This window comes from Klebsiella sp. w6, assembly GCF_033100215.1.
Classification (GTDB): Bacteria; Pseudomonadota; Gammaproteobacteria; order Enterobacterales; family Enterobacteriaceae; genus Klebsiella; species Klebsiella variicola.
In genome coordinates this window covers 26,731-49,203 of sequence record NZ_CP136908.1, presented here as the reverse complement: position 1 = coordinate 49,203, position 22,473 = coordinate 26,731, and the positions used below count along the sequence as shown (strand labels likewise).

The window sequence follows — 22,473 nt, the reverse complement described above, 5'->3', positions numbered from 1 at the left end:
AGGAGCATAAAATGAAAGTCACTGAACCCGGGCTGAATACGCTGATCGATAACCTGAACACCCTGATTTGCGAGGACAGCCTGCTCACGCGCAAGGAGCGTGAAACGCTGGTGCTGGCCGTCGCCGCCATCGGCGCCATGAAAGCGCGCGTCGGCATGAAAAAAGGCGACGCGCCGACCGTTGCCAGACGGGAAAAAAGGGAGAAAAAAGACCGCCAGCCTGATCCGCGTTTTCCGCGAGCCGGTCATCCCTGGCAGGAAGACGAAAAAACCTTACTGAGTGATGCGCTCGATTCGGTACCGGACGAAGAGATTAGCAGGCATCTTTTCTGGCTGTCCGAGAAACTGGGCAGAACGCCTTTCAGTGTTGCTTTCCAGATCGCGGCAATCAGGGAGCTGCAGGACGGCTGGGAGGAGCAGTTCAGGGAGATTTCGGATAACATTCGCTTGTCCGGCCTGAGCATCAGTGATTATCTTAAGCAGAACGGCACGGGCCATAACGCCTGAATGAAACTGGCGTTATTTATAAAAGGACGCCTCAGGATATGAAAAACCAATGACGAAACAGGAATGGATTTTACGACTACGGCGCTGTACATCGAAGGAAACCCTGGAAAGGGTAATAGAAAAAAATAAATATTCCCTGTCAGATGATGAGCTTGAGCATTTCAATGCCGCGGTTGATCACCGGCTGGCGGAGATGACGATGGGAAAGTTGTATGACCGGGTACCGTCAGGTGTCTGGAAATTTGTGAAATAGAACAGGTGAATTTATGAGTTACGGCTGGCTCTTCGAAAATCCGGATGATGACATTTCGGGTGATAATCATATCAGTCTGGAACACCTCCCTCCGGAACTAAAACAGGTTGCTATCCAGATAGTACAGAATCAGATTGATCGTGATACAGCAGAGAAAAAACTGGCAGAATTAATCCAGCAACTCGAGTTTGATATCACCGCTGCCGAACTGTCAGCGTATCTTTTTAAACCGGGCCATGCCTGACGGCTTACCCGGTACCATTAATACAACGTGAATCTGAAAATGATATCTCCGGAGGGGAGCATCATGGCGGGAACAGGAATTAACACGGTACGTATCGGCGGTGAAGTGAAGCATATCACCGGGCTCGATGCGCTAACACTCATGCATGAATGGTCCCGGCTGAAAAAAGAGAATGCTCACCTGTATGACTATAACCGTCAGGTTAACCGGGGCTGGCGCGGCTTTGTCCTGCGCCTGATGGGTATCCATTTGCCTGATAACGACCGTGTTCGTCTTATTATGACGGGAACAGGTATTAACACAGTACGTATCGGCGATGAAGTGAAGCACATCACCGAGCTCGATGCGCAAACACTCATGCATGAATGGTCAAAGCTTAAAAAAGAAAATGCAGACCTGTATGACTATAACCGTCAGGTTATCCGGGGGGGGCGCGGCTTTATTCTTCGCCTGATGGGTATCCATTTGCCTGACAAAAACCATGTTTGCCTTCATGGCATTAATGTCAGAAAAGAATCCATCTATCCCGACTGAAGCCGTGCCGGCAGTGATAGTGAGCAGGTCATTGCAAAAGAACTGCTATAACTGCGCATTAAGTGTATGATATTTAACATAAAACGCATTAAGCGTAGTTGCGGTGTAGGGGCTCAATGATAATGTCTAATCACTGGCTCATTAGGAATGTCCAGGCTATAGTTCTCTGACCTGTATGCCTAGTCAACAACTCGCTTTTCCTGATGAGGAGTTTTCTGTGGCTATACATGACACCGGGATGTTCACCGTGAAAGAAATCAACCGCCTCAAAATCCTTCAGGATGTCATCGACCGCAACCTGCGTCCTGGTCAGGCAGCCGAAATGTTCGCGGTAGCGCAACAAAGATGAATATTTGAATCAGATAGTTCATATTAAACGGAAATAGGTTACTTCCTCTAAACGTATCAGAGTAACAAAGGCTGAAAATGGCAAAGCTTGAAGAATTAAAAAACATTTATCCCGGTGCACTGGCATGGAAATTTGGCGACAGCCCAGAACTTGCTGACGAACTCGTACAACTGGTTTTGAGTGGGAGAAAAACAGCGACATGCTCTTCGATAGCATCTTTTCACCATGAACATGAACGAGGCGAAGCTCCCTGCGTTGGAAGTTATAATATCATTCTTAACGGAGCCGGGCAGCCAATGTGCGTGATCAGAACTCTCAGGATGCAAGTTATCCGCTTCAATGAAATGACGAGTGAACTTGCCAGTAAGGAAGGTGAAGGTGATTTAAGTCTGGAGTATTGGAATGAAGGTCATAAGCGTTATTTTGAGCGTGAAGGCACTTATTCTGAAGAAATGGAACTTATATTTGAGGAATTTGAACTTACAGAGATTTTGTAACTGTCAGCTCCTGGCACTAAGCGGACTTTTCAAAATCAGGACATTTCTAACGAGCCAGTGATTAGACATTTTCACTGAGCTTTGACATACAGTGTAACTGCAAAGTTGTGATGCTCGCACTTCCTCTGGGCTAAGTTAAGATGTGCGTCAGGTAGATTCACCATCAGTGGTGAATACGCCGCCAGGGCGGCGTTTAGTTTTGTAACACTTACTCCTGTCTCATCCACTCCCGGGCGGCTTCCGGTACCAGTACTGAAGTGCCAATGTCTAAAAATTAATCATATTATACGTTTCCGTACAGTAAGATTCATGGTGATGAGCTTTGTTTCTGCATCACTGCATTATGAATAATTAACTGATTATAAATATAATTTTAAACTTTATATAAAAATTAGTTGAAACATTAAAAAAATTAACGTTACCATTTAGTACAGTTCGAAGCGATGCAAGGAATTAGCATGCCTTACCTGTTACTAACACCACTGGCCCTGATTTGGCGAAGGAATGATGTCTTCAGCCAGCTTCTTTTTCAGGGTGCGGACCAGGTTCTTATGACAGAAGCGAGTTGGGCTTCAAATGTGGTAATGCTGTATCAACGGCATATCTGCAATGTTAAGTCGCCGTTGCTCCGCCAACTGCTGATTTCCTCGCTACAAGTACAGTCCCACTCTGTTGATTTACAGCCGATTTTTGCTCCAGGCAAAACAATTTATATGGCTGCGATCTCCCTCATAGTTCTTATTATCAATCGTCTCATCTCCCTTATGCGGCCATCGCTGCGTTACAACCGGGAAATGCAATCACGTACTGTACGTGAATTGCTATACCTCTCTCATCGCAACCTGAGTCGGGGCTCGTTGCTAAACCGATTTAGCTTTCAAGAGATATCGATAATGAAATCGGCAATGGTTCTGGCAGTGTATTGCTCTCTGTTGCGGAATATTCTGCTTACCGGTTCGCAACGCTGTCATTTACTGAGCTGGCTTTTTATTTTAAATGGAATCGGTGCTTGTTCATTCGCAAAAACTCAGCGGCCTGTTGATAAATAATAATTTCATGTTTCAACTAATACCAACGGAATAGTTTATTATGTACAGGATATACTTATATCTTATTCTCGCCGCATCGGTTTCCGCACTGGCTACAGATATGATCGTTCCAGCGCTTCCCCTGTTACAAAAAGCGTTTAATACCGATTATTCATCTATTCAGTTAACCATTAGTGGTTTTCTGGTGATATACGCGGCCAGTCAGTTACTGTCAGGATTTCTTGGCGAAAAGCTGGGTAAATTACGAATACTAACGGCCAGCTTTTTGCTCTTCCTGGCGGGAAGTATCATCTGTTTTATGTCCGACAGCTTAGTGATGTTGTTGGCCGGCAGGGCATTACAGGCTCTGGGTGCCGGCGCCGGGCCGGTTCTGTCCAAAGCCATCGCCAAAGAGACGTTTTCCCCGTTAACACTCAAGCGTGCGCTTTCCGATATTTCTTCCGCCAGTGCAGTCGTCCCTCTCATTGCGCCGCTGGCTGGCGCCGCAATCCTCGGCTATCTGAGCTGGAACACGATATTCCTTGTCATGGCCCTGTTCAGCGTCGTCACCCTTCTGCTCTCTCCGCGTCGCCTCGAGCATCATGACGTGGCCACAGTATCCTCTTCGTCCGGTTTTATCACCCCGGCATTTATTCAGGGAACGCTGCTGGTTTCGCTGATCCTGAGTTCGCTGTTTTGCTATATCTCACTGTCGCCGGCCATCTTTATGCAGCAGCTTGGGCTAAGCACCATACACTACTCGCTGCTGTTCTCTGCTTCCGTATTATTTTTTATTATTGGTAATCAGCTCGCAAAATTCGAGCGAATCATTAATCCGTGGTTTTTGTTTGGCATTAATGCACTGTCGGTCTTGCCATTTATTATCGGTAGCCACTCGCTGCTATTGTGCATCGCCGGATCGATGATTTTCAATCTCACCCTTGGCGCCTATTACCCGAGCGCGAATTTCATCGCCCTGCAAATCAAAGGCAAAAAAACAGGTATTGCGGCGTCCGTCACCGGATTTATTCAAACAGTGAGTGCCGGTGCCATCAGCTATTTCGCTGTAAAACTGACGGATACCGGTATGGGTTTTGACAGAACCCTCGGCATGAGCACGTTAACACTGGCAATTTTATCTCTTCTGGTAGTCACTACAATGAAGGTAACACAATGGAAAACTGGCAAAAAAGGAAAATAGACAGGTCATTAAAATATCAGACCAGGGTATTTTCCGAGCATATTAACGAACTGGTCGCAGTAAAAAGAGAGGGTAAGGTCATTACCCTCGACGATGGCAGAAAAATGGTGGAATTTGTCTCTTGCTCTTACCTTGGGCTGGAGACACACCCGGCGCTGAAAAAAGCGGTTGTCGATGCCATTGAACGTTTTGGTGTGCAGGTTTCTGTCGCCAGAACGCGGGTTAAAGTCGATCTCTTTCCGCAGCTGGAAGCGCGTCTGAACGACATCATGCACGGGGCTCATACCCTCACGTTCAACGCAGTGACTCCCTGCCACATCGCGGTGCTGCCGCTGCTGGCATCCGGGACGCTGCCGCATTTTACGTTCAGTAAAAAACCGTACTTTATTATGGAGAAGACCGCGCACGCGACGTTGCAGATCAACCGCGGACTCTTACAGCAGTTTGGCGAAGTCGTCAGAATTGATTTCCAGGACAAGGCGCGGATTGAAGAGGCTTTTCGCTATGCGGCCAGCCAGGGACTGACACCGATCTCGGTATCAGACAGCGTAGGCTCAATGGGTGGTGTCGCCCCTGTTGCACATATCGTCCGCCTGGCGCATCAGTATGACGGCTTCGCCTATATTGACGATGCACACGGCACCTCTATCTACGGAGATTACTGTTCGGGATATGTCATGTCATGCCTCAACCATCAGCTTGACGAGCGTATTATTATCGCCGGGTCGCTGTCCAAAGCTTTTGGCTCACACGGCGGATTTATCGCCTGTCGGGAAGCAGAGACCATCAACTTTATCAAAACCTACGGTACAACCTACGCCTTTGGTGGACCTCCGTCATTACCGGGGATTGCCGCCTGCGTCGCCGCAGCCGATCTCCACCTGGACGGCACCGTCACAGCCCGTCAGGAGAAGCTACAGAACGTCATTCGTTATTTTGACGAAGTGTTCGGCGGGACCGAGATAGTTAACCGGGGCACAACAATGCCGATTCGTGGGATCATGATAGGTAACGAAGACCTCGCCATTACGATGTGCAAAAAACTGCACGATCGCGGCTTCGCCACGACAGTGGCGATGTATCCAACCGTTGAGGAAGGACACGCCATTCTGCGTTGCGCATTGTCTGCGCTTCATGAGAGCGGCCAAATCGACGACTTCCATAAAAACTTCAGTGAATCACTGGCTGAAGCCACAAAATAAATAGCTACTGCCGGCCTGCTTCGTCAGGCCGCTTACGGACATTCGCTCATATGAAAGGAACAAATTTCCCGCTACGGGGAACGTCTCTTATGGTGGCGACCATTATCGGTGGAGGCATGTTCGCGTTGCCGGTTGCTTTCGTCAACGTGTGGTTTATAAAGGGCCTTCTGGTCCTGTCGGTAACAGGCATATTGATGCTGATTACAGGGTTGATCCTCGTCGACATTACGATGCGCTTTCCTCCTGGCGCCAGTTTTCATACCTTCACCCATGCCCTGCTCGGACCCGCTGCCAGCGTAATCATCGGCGTGGCTTTCTGTTTCGTACTTTATTTCCTGACCTACGCGTACATATCAGGCGCAGCATCGATAGTGTGGGATCTCCTTCCTCCCGATATTGCTGGCCGCAGCTGGCTGCCGATCATTTTGCTGTCGCTGACGACCTCGCTGATTCTGTGGGCCGGCGGCAAATTGCCCGGTTTTCTCCTCTCCGGCCTTATCGCCGCCAAATTCACCCTTTTTCTCCTGCTGTTCGCCGGTGCCGCAGGAGGCGTAAAAGCACTCAGATTACTCGACTTCGCCGGCAGCACGCCGCTCCAGTATTACCTGCCGATCGTACCGGTCTGCGTTATCGCTTTTGGATTTCATGGCAGCGTCCCCTCTCTGACAAGAATGTACCGGGGGGATAATCATCGTGCGGTCCTCCGCTCTCTCTATTACGGTTTCGCCGTTTCGTTAACGGTCTATGCTTTCTGGCTGACGCTCACAATGGGCGCGCTCACGCCTCAGGCTATCCGGCATGTCAGCGATGAAGGCGGGAATATTGGCGCCTTTATTACGGCCCTTAATATCCACCGGACCACCTCTGCTACCAGTCTGATTCTGGTTGCCTTTGGGTGTATTGCCGTTTTAGCTTCACTGATGTCGGCTTCAATCGGCTTAAGTGATTATCTTGAGGATACACTGAACAAAATTAACTGTCAGTGCTCACGCCCGCTGGCAATATTTCTGACTTATTTCCCTCCTGCACTGGCCTGTATTATTGCTCCGCAAGGTTTTTTGTCTGCCTTGTCCTTTGCAGGGATATCACTGGTATTATGGAGTATTATACTCCCCCCTTATTTACTCATCAAAGCCAGGCGTTCCACTCTGCCTCCGGTATATAACTTTCCGGGAAGCAATTCCTTCCTGAAAATAATTATTGTTACCGGAATCATACTCTGGCTATTGATGATTTACGCTTTTCTTTAATAACAATCCGTCTCATTCACAACTGACTTTGCAAGGAAATTATTATGTCTTTTGTTACGCTACGTACCGGGGTGGCTGTCGCGCTGTCATCTTTGATAATAAGTCTGGCCTGCCCGGCTGTCAGTGCTGCACCATCCTTGAATCAGGATATTCACGTTCAAAAGGAAAGTGAATATCCTGCATGGTGGAAAGAAGCTGTTTTTTATCAGATCTATCCTCGCTCATTTAAAGACACCAATGATGATGGCATTGGCGATATTCGCGGTATTATTGAAAAGCTGGACTATCTGAAATCGCTCGGTATTGACGCTATCTGGATCAATCCCCATTACGACTCTCCGAACACCGATAACGGCTATGATATCAGTAATTACCGTCAGATAATGAAAGAGTATGGCACAATGGAGGATTTTGATAATCTTGTTGCCGAAATGAAAAAACGAAATATGCGCTTAATGATCGACGTGGTCATTAACCATACCAGTGATCAACACCCGTGGTTTATTCAAAGTAAAAGCGATAAAAATAGTCCTTATCGTAACTATTATTTCTGGCGTGACGGAAAAGATAATCAGCCACCTAATAATTACCCCTCATTTTTCGGCGGTTCGGCATGGCAAAAAGACGTGAAGTCGGGACAGTACTATTTACACTATTTTGCCAGGCAGCAGCCTGATCTCAACTGGGATAACCCGAAAGTACGCGAGGATCTTTACGCAATGCTCCGCTTCTGGCTGGATAAAGGCGTATCAGGCATGCGATTTGATACGGTGGCAACCTACTCAAAAATTCCCGGATTTCCCAATCTGACACCTGAACAACAGAAAAATTTTGCTGAACAATACACCATGGGCCCTAATATTCATCGATACATTCAGGAAATGAACCGGGAGGTACTGTCCCGGTATGATGTGGCCACCGCGGGTGAAATTTTTGGCGTCCCGCTGGATCGTTCTTCCCAGTTTTTTGATCGCCGCCGGCATGAGTTGAATATGGCGTTTATGTTTGACCTCATTCGTCTCGATCGTGACAGCAATGAGCGCTGGCGTCACAAGCCGTGGTCGCTCTCTCAGTTCCGCCAGATCATCAGCAAAATGGATGTCACGGTCGGAAAGTATGGCTGGAACACGTTCTTCCTGGATAACCATGACAACCCCCGTGCGGTATCCCATTTCGGGGATGACAGGCCGCAATGGCGGGAAGCTTCGGCTAAGGCACTGGCGACGATCACCCTCACCCAGCGGGCAACGCCGTTTATTTATCAGGGCTCAGAGCTGGGAATGACTAATTATCCCTTCAGACAACTCAACGAATTTGACGACATCGAAGTTAAAGGCTTCTGGCAGGATTATGTTCAGAGTGGAAAAGTCACGGCCACCGAGTTTCTCGATAACGTGCGTCTGACGAGCCGCGATAACAGCAGAACACCTTTCCAGTGGGATGACAGCCTGAATGCCGGTTTTACTCACGGAAAGCCCTGGTTTCGCATTAACCCAAACTATGTGGAGATCAACGCCGAACGTGAAGAAGCCCGCGAAGATTCAGTGCTGAATTATTATAAAAAAATGATTCAGCTGCGCCATCATATCCCGGCTCTGGTATATGGCGCCTATCAGGACCTTAATCCACAGGACAATACCGTTTATGCCTATACGCGAACGCTGGGTAACGAGCGTTATCTGGTCGTGGTGAACTTTAAGGAGTACCCGGTTCGCTATACTCTCCCGGCTAATGATGCGATCGGAGAAGTGGTCATTGAAACTCAGCACCAGGCGACCGCGCCACAGGGTACATCCCTGTCATTGAGCCCCTGGCAGGCAGGTGTATATAAACTGCAGTAATCACCTGGCAGGTAACATAACCAGACACAGGGGTAGTAGCGTTCCCCTGGTCTTTAGCACAACCATAATCGGTGTCGGTCTGTCGGCTTACCGGGACGGCTATAACGGTAAACCATAAAATAATATCAGATGTGAGATTATAGATAATAAGCCGTTCATCACCTGCAGATGACCCTTCGAAAAATCATCATTAAATATGACAAGAGCGCAGTATGGCCAGCACAGAGAAGATATTTACCCTCTCCTAGGGGTCCGCTTGGAAAACGGAAAATATCCCACGCTAAGACTGTTTGCTGTACAAATTGATGTCGACAGCGCGTAATGACCGTAGTCACAGGAACAGCTAATGGTATTGAAAATTGACCCGTAACTGAAACAGCATCGACCCAGCAGCGATGATGTGAACCTTGAAGAACTTTGGGTGCAGCCTCTTATAGCAGCAGTTTTTGCTGTTGTTCCCTTAATAAGATATGCCCTGTAAATACCCTCATGGCTTCATTTATAATACTATTATTAGCTTACTACGACTCAGTCTAGAAACAGCATCATCTCCACTGGGGCTAAAACACCACTTACCGCATGCTTTCATATAACCAGATTTCAGCCCCCTTGAAAGGGACTAATCGCTGTATACCAGCGAGTCTAAAACACCTTGTCCACTATGGACCCCTCCCTCTGTCGATTCAGCTGATTTGCTACGAATTAGATATCCAGCAAAACTGTGCTCAGCACTGGAGGGATTGTTATCTGTCTGCACGGAGAACATTCCAAGTTCGCTTATCAAATCATTCACCTTATGCAACTCCCCTTTACGCACAATCAAGGTGGGCATAGCTCGGGGCTGAGGGTGTAAACGGCGCATCAGCGACCAGGACTGATATTGTTGTGGAGTGAGTTCCGTCAGTTTTGTCAGGATATCCGCACCAAACAGACAATGCCCCCCGCCTTCACCCTGGTTTTTTGAGAACCCAGGTTTCCGAAGGAGACTCTTTTGCAAGGTTGATACTATCCGGGCTGATGGGTAACATCTCACCCAGTATCGTTTTTGCTATTTTAGCTTCCTGCAGTGTTAATCCAAATGCGACAAACTCGTCGTAACCCAATTGCGAGAGCAGCATTTGTACTCGCTTGCTGGTCGCCAGTTGCTGGCCAACTGTGGCGTTCACTGCAACCCGGTGCTGCTCAATGAATACTCGGGTCGCCATCAGCGCCTGACAACACTCCTGCTCATCGATATTGAATGCTTCATAATCAGAATACTGATATCCGGCACGTAAGTAGACGGTATCAAGTGGGCCTACACCCTCGAGAATGAGCCTGTTGTCGGCGCCTGTACTCAATTGATTATGCAGTTCACGAAAAGTCCTGCGATGCGTTTCGATTCCTTTTTGCTGGAGGGCGAGCTCAAGCAAGTGTTGATCAAACACATTATTTTCATTCTCCTGCACAATCATCAGGAACCTGGCAGGGCCGGGGTCTCCGAACTCCTGCTTAATTCTGCAAGTTGCCTGACAAATCGCTGCTGATAACCCTTCGATCGCTTGATTGTCGACAAGCGCCCCTGTTGCCTGATTCGATAAATCAGAAAAGACAGCGGGACATTGCCGTTGTAGATAGTGATGCAGATCATGTATCCGCTGACCAAACGGCCCCATTCCTGCAGCTATACCATTGAACTCTATAAGCCTGAACCCATCACGATTATCATCCATAAAGTCGCTACGCATAATGAGTAATGGTAATCGAGGAGCATGCCTTGATGATGAATGGATTTGTTGATGCATGTTCAGGAGGGCTGAAAAGAAGGCATTCCCGGCCTTGATGGGATAAATCGCAGAGTACAAAAAATCATGATCCTCAGAAACTGAATAGATTAATTTGCTGAGTATTCCTGTTGCATTCTTTAAGTACTGATAGGATTTACGGCTGATAGGTGTTGGTGTCAGGGTAAACGGGGTATGCACTGCGGAATACGACGATTCCTTGAAAGCAACACCATGAGTTAAGGCCCATTCGACGGCATCATCCTTGAGCTTCTGAACATCAAGAGTACTCATTTTACGTCCCCTGATTTTACCTGGCATATCATTGGTGGTTGTTACTTGGCTATCAGCCTATAAAATTTGATTGATTACTTCAATAGTTCTTGTAGCATTGAATTATGAAAAAAGATACCGCAACTCAAGTTTTTGAATCTCTGGCTTCTGGCATCCGGCTGGATGTCTATCGCTTGCTGGTGAAAGCCGGACCACAGGGGATGGTAGCGGGGCAAATTGCCTCAAGCCTTGCCATTGTTCCAAATAAATTGTCCTTTCATCTCAAGGCTATGACCCATGCCGAATTGCTCTCGGTTGAGCAGGAAGGACGCTTCCAGCGTTATCGGGCCAACATTCCCTTGATGCTGGAGTTGATAACTTTCCTGACTGAAGAGTGTTGTTCTGGCCATCCGGAAAAATGTATATCCCTGTACTCCAATCCCAGTTGCTCATCAACAGAGCCACTTTCACCCACCTGGATAAAATGTGAGGACTAGTTGAATGAACGTTTTGTTTCTGTGTACCGGTAACTCTTGTCGATCCATTCTCGCCGAAGCGACATTCAATCATCTGGCACCAGAAGGTTGGCATGGCATGAGTGCCGGAAGTCATCCGACAGGTCAGGTGCATCCCCGCTCCCTTGCTTTACTGGCTCGTGAAGGTATCGCCACTGAAGGTTATTACAGCAAGTCGTGGGAGAACCTACCCCTGGAACCGGATATCGTCGTCAGCGTCTGTGGCAATGCTGCCAATGAAACCTGTCCGGCCTATTTGGGTCCCGTGTTGCGAACCCATTGGGGAGTTGAGGATCCTGCTCATGTCGCAGGGACGGATGAGGAGATCGATGCGGCATTTGTTACGGCATATACCATTCTGCGTACGCGTATTGAGGCATTTTTTGCGCTTCCATTGGAAAAATTGCAGCAGGATAAAACCATGTTGAAAGCTGAACTGGACCGTATCGGCAATCTGTTGGGTTAGGTTTTTAGTCTGTTTATTTAGCTTATTAGGAGTGAAAACAAGTACATGAGCAAGTTATATCATGCACTAATACCTGGTCATATTTACTGTGGCGGCGCTAATGATATCCAGCAGATGGTGGACGAAGATGGCATCGACGTGGTGGTTGATTTACGTGCCGAAGCGACGGGCTGTGCTACACATCACCCAGAGGTGCAGTGGGTACATATTCCATTGAGCGATCATGCCGAAGAACCTGAGGAACAACTGTTCCGTGATGCAATACTCGCGGTAGTAGATGCCTATCAAAATGGTCATAAAGTGGCATTTCATTGTGGCGCAGGCAGGGGACGGACGGGAACTGTTGCAGCAGGTGTCTTGCTGGAATTAAAAATCAGCAAAACCGTACCGGAAGCGGTTGAGCGGGCTAAATCTATTCGTCCGGTATTCAACATCAAGCCAATTCAGTATCAGGCGTTAGGTCTCCTCTACCCTGAACCTGATTAAACACAGAAGTCCAGCTTCTCACCACTTTGGAGTAAGCACCCAAAGTGGAGTTGCTTAAAATTGTGGCTGTCATGATTGAGCGTTTCAATCTGGCGCAATAACTTACAGGATTGACCTGACAAGCTATCCGGCAGGAGATTAAGATGCAGAATCAACCATTCAACGTGCTGTTTCTTTGTACAGGCAATTCAACAAGAAGCATTATGGCTGAAGTGCTCATGAATCAGATGGGGCAAGGTAATTTTAAAGCTTACAGCGCTGGCACTCATCCTCGTGGAGAGCTGCATCCGATGACGACACTTTTCTTGCAGCAACATCAGATAGATACTTCAACGCTTTCCAGTAAAAGTTGGCTCTTATTTGCAGAAGTCCATGCTCCTAAAATGGACTTCATTTTTACTGTCTGCGATCAGGCAGCAGGAGAATCCTGCCCGGCCTGGCCTGGGCAACCGATTACTGCCCATTGGGGATTTTCCGATCCGGCCTTGTTTAAGGGGACTGAAGAGCAGAAGTTGAAAGAATTCAGCCGAATATACAAAGAAATTAGCAACCGGATTCGAATTTTTATGAGCCTGCCGTTTCATAAACTGGATCGTATGTCTCTTCAGCAAGAACTGAATCGTATTGGTAAGTAAACAGCCTTGCTAACATGTTTTATTTGGCATGATTATTCATTTTCATATATGAAAATTCAAATATATCTTTGACATTCCGCTGTCACAGAGAGACACTACCAGATAAAAGCAGGAGGGCTTATGCCGCAATTATCATCCATACAACTCTTCAAAAACCTGTCTGATGAAACGCGTCTGGGCATCGTTCTCTTGCTCAGAGAGATGGGGGAACTATGCGTATGTGATTTGTGTACGGCACTGGAGCAATCACAACCTAAAATATCCCGCCATCTGGCAATGCTGCGGGAAAGTGGGATTTTACTGGATCGTAAGCAGGGAAAATGGGTTAACTACCGCTTATCTCCACATATCCCCTCATGGGCCGCTCAGATTGTCGAGCAGGCTTGGCTAAGCCAGCAAGGCGACGTTCAGGCCATTGCCCGTAAGCTGGTGTCAGCCAACTGCTCTGGCAGCGGTAAAGCTGTCTGCATCTAAAAATTTTGCTTGTACACATATGTTTTTACGAATGTGAGGTATTGAGAATGAAAACGTTAACAGTGTTCGACCCGGCGATGTGTTGCAGTACCGGTGTTTGTGGCTCAGATGTCGACCAGGTACTGGTTGATTTTTCTGCTGATGTGCAATGGCTGAAAGAGCGAGGGGTTCAGATCGAGCGTTTCAACCTGGCGCAACAGCCGATGAGCTTCGTTGAGAACGAAAAAGTGAAAGCATTCCTCGAAGTATCAGGGGCTGAAGGGCTTCCGCTGCTGTTGCTGGATGGCGAAACGGTGATGGCAGGACGTTATCCCAGACGTGCTGAACTGGCTCGCTGGTTTGGCATTCCGCTGGAGAAAGTAGGCTTAGCACCAACAAGTTGCTGTGGTGGTAAGACTTCCTGTTGCTGAATATGTCAGGAGGACATATGAATTTTTTACAGAATATCCCGCCTTATCTGTTTTTTACCGGTAAAGGTGGTGTAGGTAAAACCTCTATTTCCTGCGCCACGGCTATACGCCTGGCTGAGCTGGGCAAACGTGTTTTGCTTGTCAGTACTGACCCGGCTTCAAACGTAGGCCAGGTCTTTGACCAGACGATTGGCAATACCATTTTGCCAGTGGCCTCCGTACCAGGGTTGTCAGCTCTGGAGATTGACCCGCAAGATGCGGCACAGCAATACCGGGCCAGAATCGTTGATCCTATTAAAGGTCTTTTGCCTGATGACGTTGTTAATGGTATCAACGAACAACTCTCGGGCGCATGCACGACAGAGATTGCTGCGTTCGATGAATTCACAGGCTTGTTGACGGATGCTTCTCTGCTGACCCGCTTCGATCACATCATTTTTGATACCGCCCCGACGGGTCACACTATTCGTCTTCTCCAGCTTCCTGGCGCCTGGAGTAGCTTCATTGAAAGTAACCCGGAAGGCGCTTCCTGCCTCGGCCCGATGGCGGGGCTGGAAAAGCAACGTGAGCAATATGCTCATGCGGTTGAAGCATTGTCTGACCCCGAACGTACGCGCCTGGTACTGGTCGCGAGACTGCAAAAATCAACACTGCAGGAAGTCGCCCGCACTCATGACGAATTATCAGCCATTGGCCTGAAAAATCAGTACCTGGTCATTAATGGTGTCCTGCCTGCGAGCGAAGCAGAACGTGACTCACTGGCCGCTGCAATATGGCAACGGGAGCAAGAGGCGCTGGCAAATCTTCCCGTGGGGTTATCTGACTTGCCGACAGACACACTGTTCCTTCAGCCACTGAATATGGTTGGTGTTTCCGCATTGAAAGGCCTGCTCAACGAACACGCGGAGATAGCATCGCTTCCTGAACAAAGTATACAAAACAAGCCAGAGAATATGTCGCTTTCTGGCCTGGTCGATGATATCGCCCGCAGTGAACACGGTTTGATTATGCTGATGGGCAAAGGTGGCGTGGGTAAAACCACAATGGCTGCGGCCATCGCTGTCAGGCTGGCGGACATGGGATTTGATGTCCATCTCACCACTTCGGATCCTGCCGCGCACCTGAGCACAACGCTGAACGGTAGCCTCAATAATCTGCAGGTTAGCCGAATCAACCCTCATGATGAAACCGAACGCTATCGCCAGCATATTCTGGAGACGAAGGGCCGGGATTTGGATGAAGCGGGGAAACGGCTGCTGGAAGAGGATTTACGTTCACCTTGCACTGAAGAGATTGCGGTGTTCCAGGCGTTCTCACGTGTCATCCGTGAAGCCGGCAAACGGTTTGTGGTCATGGATACGGCACCTACCGGGCATACGCTATTACTGCTTGATGCTACCGGGGCTTATCACCGTGAGATTGCTAAGAAGATGGGGGATAAAGGTCATTTTACCACTCCGATGATGCAGCTTCAGGACCCGGAACGTACCAAAGTTCTGCTGGTCACTCTGCCTGAAACCACACCAGTACTGGAGGCGGCAAACCTGCAGGCCGATCTTGAACGCGCAGGAATTCATCCCTGGGGCTGGATTATCAATAATAGTCTTTCCACTGCTGAGACGCGTTCACCACTACTTTGTCAGCGTGCTCAACAAGAGCTGCCTCAGATCGAAGCCGTGCAGAGCACACATGCCAAACGTGTCGCGTTAGTACCCGTGCTGGCATCAGAACCCACTGGCATCGAAAAACTCAGAGAGCTGGCTGTTTAATTTTTGTGTATACAGGGCGGCCGAGCCGCCCTGTCTGGAGGATTTATGTTACTGGCAGCCGCTATTTTTGTCCTGACCATCGTGTTGGTTATCTGGCAGCCGAAAGGATTAGGGATCGGCTGGAGTGCGACGCTGGGCGCGGTACTGGCGTTGATTTCTGGTGTTGTGCATTTAGGCGATATCCCTGTTGTCTGGAATATCGTCTGGAACGCTACAGCAACGTTTATTGCCGTGATTATTATCAGTCTGTTGCTCGATGAATCGGGCTTTTTCGAATGGGCGGCGCTGCACGTTTCACGTTGGGGCAATGGTCGTGGGCGTTTGCTGTTTACCTATATTGTTTTGCTCGGTGCAGCGGTGGCGGCACTGTTTGCTAATGATGGTGCAGCATTGATTCTGACGCCGATCGTGATCGCCATGTTGCTGGCATTAGGTTTCAGTAAAGGCACTACGCTGGCATTCGTGATGGCTGCCGGGTTTATTGCCGATACGGCCAGTCTGCCGCTTATCGTATCGAACCTGGTTAACATCGTTTCTGCTGACTTCTTTGGACTGGGCTTCACGGAGTATGCGTCGGTCATGGTGCCGGTGGATATCGCCGCCATTATCGCCACGCTGGTGATGCTGCATCTGTTTTTCCGTAAAGATATCCCGCCAACTTATGACCTGGCTCTTCTGAAAGCACCGGCAAAAGCGATTAAAGATCTGGCAACCTTCAGAACCGGCTGGATAGTGTTGATCCTTCTTCTGGTTGGCTTTTTCGTCCTTGAGCCGCTCGGTATTCCGGTCAGCGCGATTGCGGCTGTTGGCGCTGCCATCCTGTTTGTGGTGGCGAAACGAGGCCATGCCATTAACACCGGCAAAGTGCTGCGCGGTGCACCCTGGCAGATCGTCATCTTCTCACTGGGGATGTATCTGGTGGTCTATGGCCTGCGTAACGCCGGGCTAACGGAATACCTCTCCGGTGTGCTGAACGTGCTGGCAGATAAAGGCCTGTGGGCCGCGACGTTTGGTACTGGCTTCCTGACGGCTTTCCTGTCTTCCATCATGAACAACATGCCTACCGTGCTGGTTGGCGCGCTCTCTATTGATGGCAGCACCGCAACAGGCGTTATCAAAGAGGCGATGATTTATGCCAACGTGATTGGCTGCGATCTTGGGCCGAAAATTACACCTATTGGTAGCCTGGCAACGCTGCTCTGGCTGCATGTTCTGTCACAGAAGAACATGACCATCACCTGGGGATACTATTTCCGCACCGGGATCGTCATGACTCTGCCTGTGTTGTTTGTAACGCTGGCCGCGCTGGCGCTACGTCTCTCTGTCACTTTGTAATGAGATACTGAAATGAGCAACATCACCATTTATCACAACCCAGCCTGCGGCACATCGCGTAACACGCTGGAGATGATCCGCAACAGCGGTACTGAGCCGACCGTTATTCTTTACCTTGAGACTCCTCCTTCACGCGATGAGCTGGTCAAACTCATTGCCGATATGGGTATTGCAGTCCGGGCTTTGCTGCGTAAAAATGTCGAGCCTTATGAGGAACTGGGTCTTGCAGAAGATAAATTTACGGACGATCAGCTCATCGATTTTATGCTGCAACACCCGATCCTGATTAACCGCCCAATAGTGGTGACGCCGCTGGGAACTAAACTGTGCCGTCCTTCCGAGGTGGTTCTGGATATCCTTCCAGATGCTCAGAAAGCGGCTTTCACCAAGGAAGACGGTGAAAAAGTCGTTGATGGTGCAGGTAAACGACTGAAATAAAGATGAAGGGGGCAAATGCCCCCTTTTTACTGCCTCAGAGCATAAGACCTTAATCTTTTGGCTGAGTACTACTCCCTTCACCAAGATTTAGTTGTAGCAAAACCGTGTCCAGCCAGCGGCCATGCTTGAAACCAATGTCCTTCAGTGTGCCTATTTCAGTAAATCCTGCACGGATATGTAACGATACAGAAGCTACGTTTGCACTGTCCCCCACAACAGCAATCATCTGACGATATCCCCGGGACTGGGCCCATTTTAAAGCATGACCAAGCAATGCTTTTCCGACGCCCTGTCGCTGATAAGCCGGATCAATATATATCGAGTTTTCAACCGTAAACCGATAAGCATGGCGTTCGCGGTAACGCGAAATATAACAGTAGCCAATGACGGTATCGCCCAGCAGGGCGACATACCATGGGAATCCCTGAGACTGAACGTTTCTCAGTCGGCTAAGCATCTCTTGTGCGTCCGGGGGGTCGGTTTCGAAGCTACCTGTACCATGCAGGACGTGGTGAGCATAAATATTGCGTATCGCAGTACTATGCTGTTCTTTAGCATTGATAATATGCATCGTATCACTCCAGTAATGATGTTTTACAAACTACCGGAATTCGCGACGGTAGGTTAAACGCTTAAACTTATAACCTGTATAAGCAAAAGTTTGGATATAGGAGATGGGGCTGTCGCCCCATCTATTAGCTATTAGCCCGCCATTTTTGCCAGCAGGACCGTACCCACGGGTTCTTCATTCTGCAATGGCGTTAACGCAATGCGCTTTGCATACTGCTCTGTAACGTCATTTATCAGTGGCAGTTCGCGACTGGCTCTGGTTACCAGGAACAGTGAGGACGGTTTCGCAGCAGCAAGACTGCTGTTGATTACCCATGCCCATGGTTCTATTCCGGCCCTGCGTAAGTCCTGCTGCAGGTTTGCGGCTTCCAGTACCGGTGTCGTTTCGGCAAGCGTCACGATAATCACCTTGGTCTTCTCCGGGTCCTGCAATTGCATCATTGGCGTCACCGTATGGTCATGTATTTGCCCCATCTGGCGCACCATTTCACGGTGATAGGCTCCAGTTGCATCCAGCAGCAGAAGCGTGTGGCCCGTTGGCGCGGTGTCCATAATGACAAAATGATCGTCGGCCTCTTTGATTACCCGCGAGAATGCCTGGAAGACGGCGATCTCTTCAGTGCATGGCGAGCGGAGATCTTCCTCCAGCACCGCCAGCCCTTCAGCGTCTAATCCTTTGCCCTGGTTTTCCAGAACAAAACGACGATAGCGCTCTGTCTCCACCTTCGGGTCGATGCGGCTGACCTGAAGATTTGGCAGTGATCCATCCAGTGTGTAAGACAGATGGGCTGCCGGGTCGGATGTGGTCAGGTGGACCTTATGACCACGCTTCGCCAGCGAGACCGCCACCGATGCCGCAACGGTCGTTTTGCCCACACCGCCTTTACCCATTGTCATGACCAGCCCTTTTCCTGTCTGGCTCAGTTCATCCACCAGTGAGGATAGCTTCGGCAAATCCAGAGCATTCAGCGTGGTAGCAGGGAGAGCCGGTGCGGCCTTGCTCTCTGTAAATAACTCACGCAGGGCTTCCAGACCGACCAGGTTAAATGGCTTCAGATACAGCTGCGAGCGGGGAAGGTTCGCCAGATTGTCAGGCATGGCCTGCAATGCGCTTTCTTCCCGAGCCAGAATACTTTGCGCCAGTGGATCGTTTTCACCAGCAAACGGCGGCAGCACACCATTGATGGCAAGGTGTTGATGCTGCAAACCGATAGCAGACAGCTCATCGTGCGTATGAGAAACCTCTTTCAGCGTTGAAGCCTGGGCGCGGGCAACCAGCACTAAGCGTGTGAGCGCGGCATCAGACAGCGCTTTAACCGCATCGGAGTACTGGTGCTGCTGTTTTTCCAGCCCTACCAGCGGTCCGAGGTTTGCAGCGGCATCAGGGTTCGCGTCCAGATAACCGCTCCAGGCTCCCGGCAGCTCAAGCATGCGGATAGTGTGACCGGTTGGCGCGGTATCAAATACGATATGGTCATATTTTTCGCGCAGCGCATGATTGGTCAGCAGACCGGTAAACTCATCAAATGCAGCGATTTCCGTGGTGCATGAGCCGGAGAGCTGCTCTTCAATGCTGCTGACCACATCGGCTGGCATCAGTCCGCGAACAGGGTCCAGTACACGGTCGCGATAAGCCTGTGCCGCAGCCATAGGGTCAACTTCCATCGCGGCAAGATTGTCTACGGTGCTGATATCTGTGATTCGGTGGCCGATAGTCTGGCTAAATACCTGGCCGACATTGGAAGCCGGATCGGTACTCACCAGAAGCGTTCTCTTGCCCTGATCGGCCAGCCATACCGCAGTCGCACAGGCCAGGGATGTTTTACCCACGCCACCTTTACCGGTGAAGAAGATAAACGGGGGAATGTCTTTTAAAAATGGCATATTCATCGGTGATAGCTCCTCTGGAATTAAGGCATACGTGGAATGTTGCAGCAGCGTGGTTGTGTACTGTCTTCACTCCAGTCCTGAGTCAGCGGAATACCGACCCAACGGGCGATATCTTCACGAGTTGGCAGTTTGCCTGCCATCACCAGCTTCCCGTCGAGCAAGGTGACAGGGAGGGACTCCATTCCTGATGTGTTCAGAAACTCTTTAATGACAGGCGAATTCAGGAACTGCTGCGGGTGCTTCGCAAGGCTGTAGCGCTGAATATCAACGCCACTCTTTTTCGCCCATTCGGCGCTGGCGTTCCATTTGACGGCTTCGTCGCTGACCACAACGCTGCTGGTTGCGCAGCAGCCTGCAGCTTCAAAGATCTCAATTTTTGACATGGACTGTTTACCTCAGTGTTAAGTCATTTGGCTTTACACTGAGGTAAACGAAGGTGGAGGGAAAAAGATGCGTGATTAATTCATTTTTTTGTGGCAGCAGACGGGAGAAGTGTCATCCGCCTCAATCTGGCACAGTTCTGTCATCGCTGCTTTCAGGTGCTTTCTGGCCCGAAGCAGGCGGGATTTAAAAGCCGTCAGCGTGATACCCAGTTCATCGGCCAGGGACTGCTGAGGACGCCGGTTAAGATCGGACTCTTCAATCAGCCACCGCTCATCTTCGGGTAAAGCCTGCAACGTTTCAGGCAGGCAAATATCCAGCGTTGAGATGGCATCAGGGGATGCCTCTGTGAATGGGGCATCTTCTTCCAGCTCAACAAAATCCCTGGTGGTGCGGTACTCATCAATCAGCAGATTCCTCGCCGCCCGGTACAGCCAGGCTCGCGGATTCTCCATCTCGCAGAAACTGTCCGAATGAGCGCGGGCACGCAGGAACAGCTCCTGCAGAAGGTCTGCTGCTTTTTCACGATCGCCAGTCTTCGATGTCAGAAAGCGAGAGAGTTCGGCTTCATGTTGCCGCCAGAACACGCTCATGCAGTTGTTGAATGCCGTTACATCACTCATGCCAGCCCTCAAATTTTGCTCTGATTTACCCGCCGGGAAAGTTCTTCTGCCGACTCTTTTCGTTCGCTGTAGCGATCAACCAGATACTCTGAGTTGCCTCGGGTCAGCAGCGTAAATTTCACCAGTTCTTCCATTACATCCACGATGCGGTCGTAATAAGATGAGGGTTTCATTCGTCCATCGTCATCAAACTCCTGCCAGGCTTTTGCCACAGAGGACTGATTCGGGATGGTGATCATCCGCATCCAGCGGCCAAGAATGCGCATCTGGTTGACGGCATTGAATGACTGAGAGCCACCGCAGACCTGCATAACGGCCAGTGTCTTACCCTGAGAAGGGCGAACAGCGCCTTCGGATAGTGGTATCCAGTCAATCTGGGCCTTCATGATGCCGGTCATCGCACCATGGCGTTCAGGTGAGCACCACACCATCCCTTCGGACCAGCGAACCAGTTCGCGCAACTCCATGACTTTCGGATGAGAGTCAGGTGCATCATCAGGTAGGGGGAGACCTGAAGGATTGAAGATCCTCACTTCCGCACCCATGGCAGTCAGTAATCTTGCCGCTTCTTCTGTTGCCAGTCGGCTATATGAACGTTCGCGTACAGAACCGTACAGCATGAGGATACGGGGAGGATGGGGAACGGCAGGGACACCGAGGCGTTCCTCGGTAATAGAAGATTCAAATAAATCAGGTGTAATGTTTTTCAATTCATTCATTTGCTATTCCCTTGAGTCAGGTTTTCCTCAAAACGAGGGCAAGATACGCCTGCACAGCATTCCTCAACCAAGAAAGCCATGAGTTCTTCAAGTTTCTCGTAGCGAGAATGGCAGAAAAGAGTTCTGCCCTGCCTTTCTTGCTTAATCAGGCCGACGGACATCAGAGCTGACAGGTGATGACTTAGCGTAGATGCAGGGATCTCAATTCTTTTCTGTAGTTCACCAACTGACATCCCTGTTAGCCCGGCTTTGACGAGTTCTTTATAGATTGCCAATCGAGTCTGATGACCGAGTTCTTTTAGGGCGGATGCAGCCGATTCGATATTCATCATATACCTTTACTGCAATTATTCTATATTTCTAGAATAATGGAAATGTTAGTTTTTATCAAACGCGACGGATTCGGATATTTCACAAAAGAGGATAAACAGAATCACCATTGAATTGGTTAAACAAATCAAACAGGACGAGAGGAAGCATTATCAGGTGCTAAATGTGCTGCTTTCACCCTGAGAATGGTTTGTCTCGTCGTGCTGAACTCGCGGGCGATGGCGCTGATACTGATTCCTGAATCAATACGTGCAATCACTGCCCGCTGCTGTTCTTCGTTCAGTGCGGAGGGACGGCCAAACCGTTTTCCGGCTGCTTTTGCCCTCGCAATACCTGAATGTGTGCGCTCAAGCAGCAAGTCTCTCTCAAACTCAGCCACAGCAGAAATCACCTGCATCGTCATCTTTCCTGCCGGGCTGGTTAAATCCACGGGCACTGTTGCAAATAGTCGGTGGTGATAAACTTATCATCCCCTTTTGCTGATGGAGCTG

The 22,473-nt window shown here is 49.4% G+C and carries 26 protein-coding genes and 3 pseudogenes; 21 read left to right on the top strand and 8 right to left on the bottom strand.

All coding sequences use genetic code 11. From position 1 onward, the window contains the following. Nucleotides 1–11: 11 nt before the first annotated feature. The 12 genes and pseudogenes from R0140_RS27310 (at nt 12) to R0140_RS27255 (ending at nt 8,905) form a co-directional block, all read left to right on the top strand. Entirely contained in the window at nt 12–506 is a 495-nt protein-coding gene (locus tag R0140_RS27310; RefSeq protein WP_087661550.1) for a DNA-binding protein, read from the top strand. A 49-nt stretch (nt 507–555) separates the two neighbouring features. Continuing rightward, nucleotides 556–759, top strand: a complete 204-nt coding sequence (locus tag R0140_RS27305) for an HHA domain-containing protein (RefSeq protein WP_012540085.1) — start codon at nt 556–558, stop codon at nt 757–759. A gap of 13 nt (nt 760–772) precedes the next feature. After that, nucleotides 773–1,003, top strand: a complete 231-nt coding sequence (locus R0140_RS27300) for an ACT domain-containing protein (RefSeq protein ID WP_062913614.1) — start codon at nt 773–775, stop codon at nt 1,001–1,003. Nucleotides 1,004–1,066: 63 nt separating this feature from the next. After that, nucleotides 1,067–1,279, top strand: a pseudogene (locus tag R0140_RS27295) (hypothetical protein); the annotation flags it as partial. 3 nt (nt 1,280–1,282) lie between these two features. Continuing rightward, complete coding sequence (locus tag R0140_RS27290; protein WP_317704090.1) at nt 1,283–1,537, top strand: hypothetical protein; 255 nt, start codon at nt 1,283–1,285, stop codon at nt 1,535–1,537. Nucleotides 1,538–1,754: 217 nt separating this feature from the next. After that, nucleotides 1,755–1,886 carry a hypothetical protein gene (locus R0140_RS27285; RefSeq protein ID WP_258964029.1) on the top strand — a complete coding sequence of 44 codons (132 nt, stop codon included), beginning with the start codon at nt 1,755–1,757 and terminating at the stop codon, nt 1,884–1,886. Nucleotides 1,887–1,963: 77 nt separating this feature from the next. Continuing rightward, nucleotides 1,964–2,383: an ASCH domain-containing protein gene (locus R0140_RS27280; protein ID WP_117046534.1), complete on the top strand. Its 420-nt coding sequence runs from the start codon at nt 1,964–1,966 to the stop codon at nt 2,381–2,383. Nucleotides 2,384–2,841: 458 nt separating this feature from the next. Next, complete coding sequence (locus R0140_RS27275; RefSeq protein WP_317704087.1) at nt 2,842–3,432, top strand: hypothetical protein; 591 nt, start codon at nt 2,842–2,844, stop codon at nt 3,430–3,432. A 40-nt stretch (nt 3,433–3,472) separates the two neighbouring features. Then, nucleotides 3,473–4,612, top strand: a complete 1,140-nt coding sequence (locus R0140_RS27270) for an MFS transporter (protein ID WP_191727038.1) — start codon at nt 3,473–3,475, stop codon at nt 4,610–4,612. Then, nucleotides 4,585–5,814, top strand: a complete 1,230-nt coding sequence (locus tag R0140_RS27265; RefSeq protein WP_317704086.1) for an 8-amino-7-oxononanoate synthase family protein — start codon at nt 4,585–4,587, stop codon at nt 5,812–5,814. Before R0140_RS27270 ends, R0140_RS27265 begins: the two co-directional genes overlap by 28 nt. 89 nt (nt 5,815–5,903) lie before the next feature. Further along, a complete protein-coding gene (locus R0140_RS27260; RefSeq protein ID WP_317704085.1) occupies nt 5,904–7,064 on the top strand; it encodes an aromatic amino acid transport family protein in 1,161 nt (386 codons plus the stop codon). 44 nt (nt 7,065–7,108) lie between these two features. Further along, a complete protein-coding gene (locus R0140_RS27255; protein WP_191727031.1) occupies nt 7,109–8,905 on the top strand; it encodes a glycoside hydrolase family 13 protein in 1,797 nt (598 codons plus the stop codon). Nucleotides 8,906–9,524: 619 nt separating this feature from the next. Here R0140_RS27255 and R0140_RS27250 read toward each other — a convergent pair. After that, nucleotides 9,525–10,962, bottom strand: a pseudogene (locus tag R0140_RS27250) (glutathione synthase). Between the two features lie 104 nt (nt 10,963–11,066). Between R0140_RS27250 and R0140_RS27245 the strand changes: the two are divergent. The 9 genes from R0140_RS27245 (at nt 11,067) to arsC (ending at nt 17,469) form a co-directional block, all read left to right on the top strand. Next, nucleotides 11,067–11,438, top strand: a complete 372-nt coding sequence (locus tag R0140_RS27245; RefSeq protein ID WP_032655866.1) for an ArsR/SmtB family transcription factor — start codon at nt 11,067–11,069, stop codon at nt 11,436–11,438. Nucleotides 11,439–11,442: 4 nt separating this feature from the next. After that, on the top strand, nt 11,443–11,922 hold the full coding sequence (locus R0140_RS27240; RefSeq protein WP_032655868.1) for an arsenate reductase ArsC: 480 nt from the start codon (nt 11,443–11,445) through the stop codon (nt 11,920–11,922). A gap of 45 nt (nt 11,923–11,967) precedes the next feature. After that, complete coding sequence (locus R0140_RS27235) at nt 11,968–12,408, top strand: protein-tyrosine phosphatase family protein (protein ID WP_032655870.1); 441 nt, start codon at nt 11,968–11,970, stop codon at nt 12,406–12,408. 143 nt (nt 12,409–12,551) lie between these two features. Next, entirely contained in the window at nt 12,552–13,043 is a 492-nt protein-coding gene (locus R0140_RS27230) for an arsenate reductase ArsC (RefSeq protein ID WP_032655872.1), read from the top strand. A 120-nt stretch (nt 13,044–13,163) separates the two neighbouring features. Further along, nucleotides 13,164–13,517: an As(III)-sensing metalloregulatory transcriptional repressor ArsR gene (arsR, locus tag R0140_RS27225; RefSeq protein ID WP_032655874.1), complete on the top strand. Its 354-nt coding sequence runs from the start codon at nt 13,164–13,166 to the stop codon at nt 13,515–13,517. Between the two features lie 47 nt (nt 13,518–13,564). After that, entirely contained in the window at nt 13,565–13,927 is a 363-nt protein-coding gene (gene arsD, locus R0140_RS27220) for an arsenite efflux transporter metallochaperone ArsD (protein ID WP_032655876.1), read from the top strand. 17 nt (nt 13,928–13,944) lie between these two features. Next, the gene (gene arsA, locus R0140_RS27215) at nt 13,945–15,696 is read left to right on the top strand and encodes an arsenite efflux transporter ATPase subunit ArsA (protein ID WP_032655878.1); all 1,752 of its coding nucleotides are present in this window, start codon (nt 13,945–13,947) and stop codon (nt 15,694–15,696) included. A gap of 45 nt (nt 15,697–15,741) precedes the next feature. Continuing rightward, nucleotides 15,742–17,031: an arsenite efflux transporter membrane subunit ArsB gene (gene arsB, locus R0140_RS27210; protein ID WP_032655881.1), complete on the top strand. Its 1,290-nt coding sequence runs from the start codon at nt 15,742–15,744 to the stop codon at nt 17,029–17,031. Between the two features lie 12 nt (nt 17,032–17,043). Continuing rightward, nucleotides 17,044–17,469 carry a glutaredoxin-dependent arsenate reductase gene (gene arsC / locus R0140_RS27205; RefSeq protein WP_032655882.1) on the top strand — a complete coding sequence of 142 codons (426 nt, stop codon included), beginning with the start codon at nt 17,044–17,046 and terminating at the stop codon, nt 17,467–17,469. Between the two features lie 49 nt (nt 17,470–17,518). Here arsC and R0140_RS27200 read toward each other — a convergent pair whose 3' ends face one another. The 7 genes and pseudogenes from R0140_RS27200 to R0140_RS27170 form a co-directional block, all read right to left on the bottom strand. Continuing rightward, on the bottom strand, nt 17,519–18,040 hold the full coding sequence (locus R0140_RS27200; protein ID WP_046883965.1) for a GNAT family N-acetyltransferase: 522 nt from the start codon (nt 18,038–18,040) through the stop codon (nt 17,519–17,521). A gap of 131 nt (nt 18,041–18,171) precedes the next feature. Beyond that, nucleotides 18,172–19,929, bottom strand: coding sequence for an arsenical pump-driving ATPase (arsA, locus tag R0140_RS27195; RefSeq protein ID WP_046883964.1), 1,758 nt, complete (start codon nt 19,927–19,929; stop codon nt 18,172–18,174). Between the two features lie 20 nt (nt 19,930–19,949). Next, a complete protein-coding gene (locus R0140_RS27190) occupies nt 19,950–20,312 on the bottom strand; it encodes an arsenic metallochaperone ArsD family protein (protein WP_046883963.1) in 363 nt (120 codons plus the stop codon). A gap of 75 nt (nt 20,313–20,387) precedes the next feature. Next, on the bottom strand, nt 20,388–20,933 hold the full coding sequence (locus tag R0140_RS27185) for a sigma-70 family RNA polymerase sigma factor (RefSeq protein ID WP_046883962.1): 546 nt from the start codon (nt 20,931–20,933) through the stop codon (nt 20,388–20,390). Between the two features lie 8 nt (nt 20,934–20,941). Further along, the gene (gene arsH / locus R0140_RS27180) at nt 20,942–21,652 is read right to left on the bottom strand and encodes an arsenical resistance protein ArsH (RefSeq protein ID WP_045347655.1); all 711 of its coding nucleotides are present in this window, start codon (nt 21,650–21,652) and stop codon (nt 20,942–20,944) included. Next, nucleotides 21,649–21,981, bottom strand: a complete 333-nt coding sequence (locus R0140_RS27175; protein WP_045347690.1) for an ArsR/SmtB family transcription factor — start codon at nt 21,979–21,981, stop codon at nt 21,649–21,651. Before R0140_RS27175 ends, arsH begins: the two co-directional genes overlap by 4 nt. Nucleotides 21,982–22,109: 128 nt before the next feature. Continuing rightward, nucleotides 22,110–22,412 (bottom strand): annotated as a pseudogene (locus R0140_RS27170) (helix-turn-helix domain-containing protein); the annotation flags it as partial. Nucleotides 22,413–22,473: the final 61 nt, after the last annotated feature.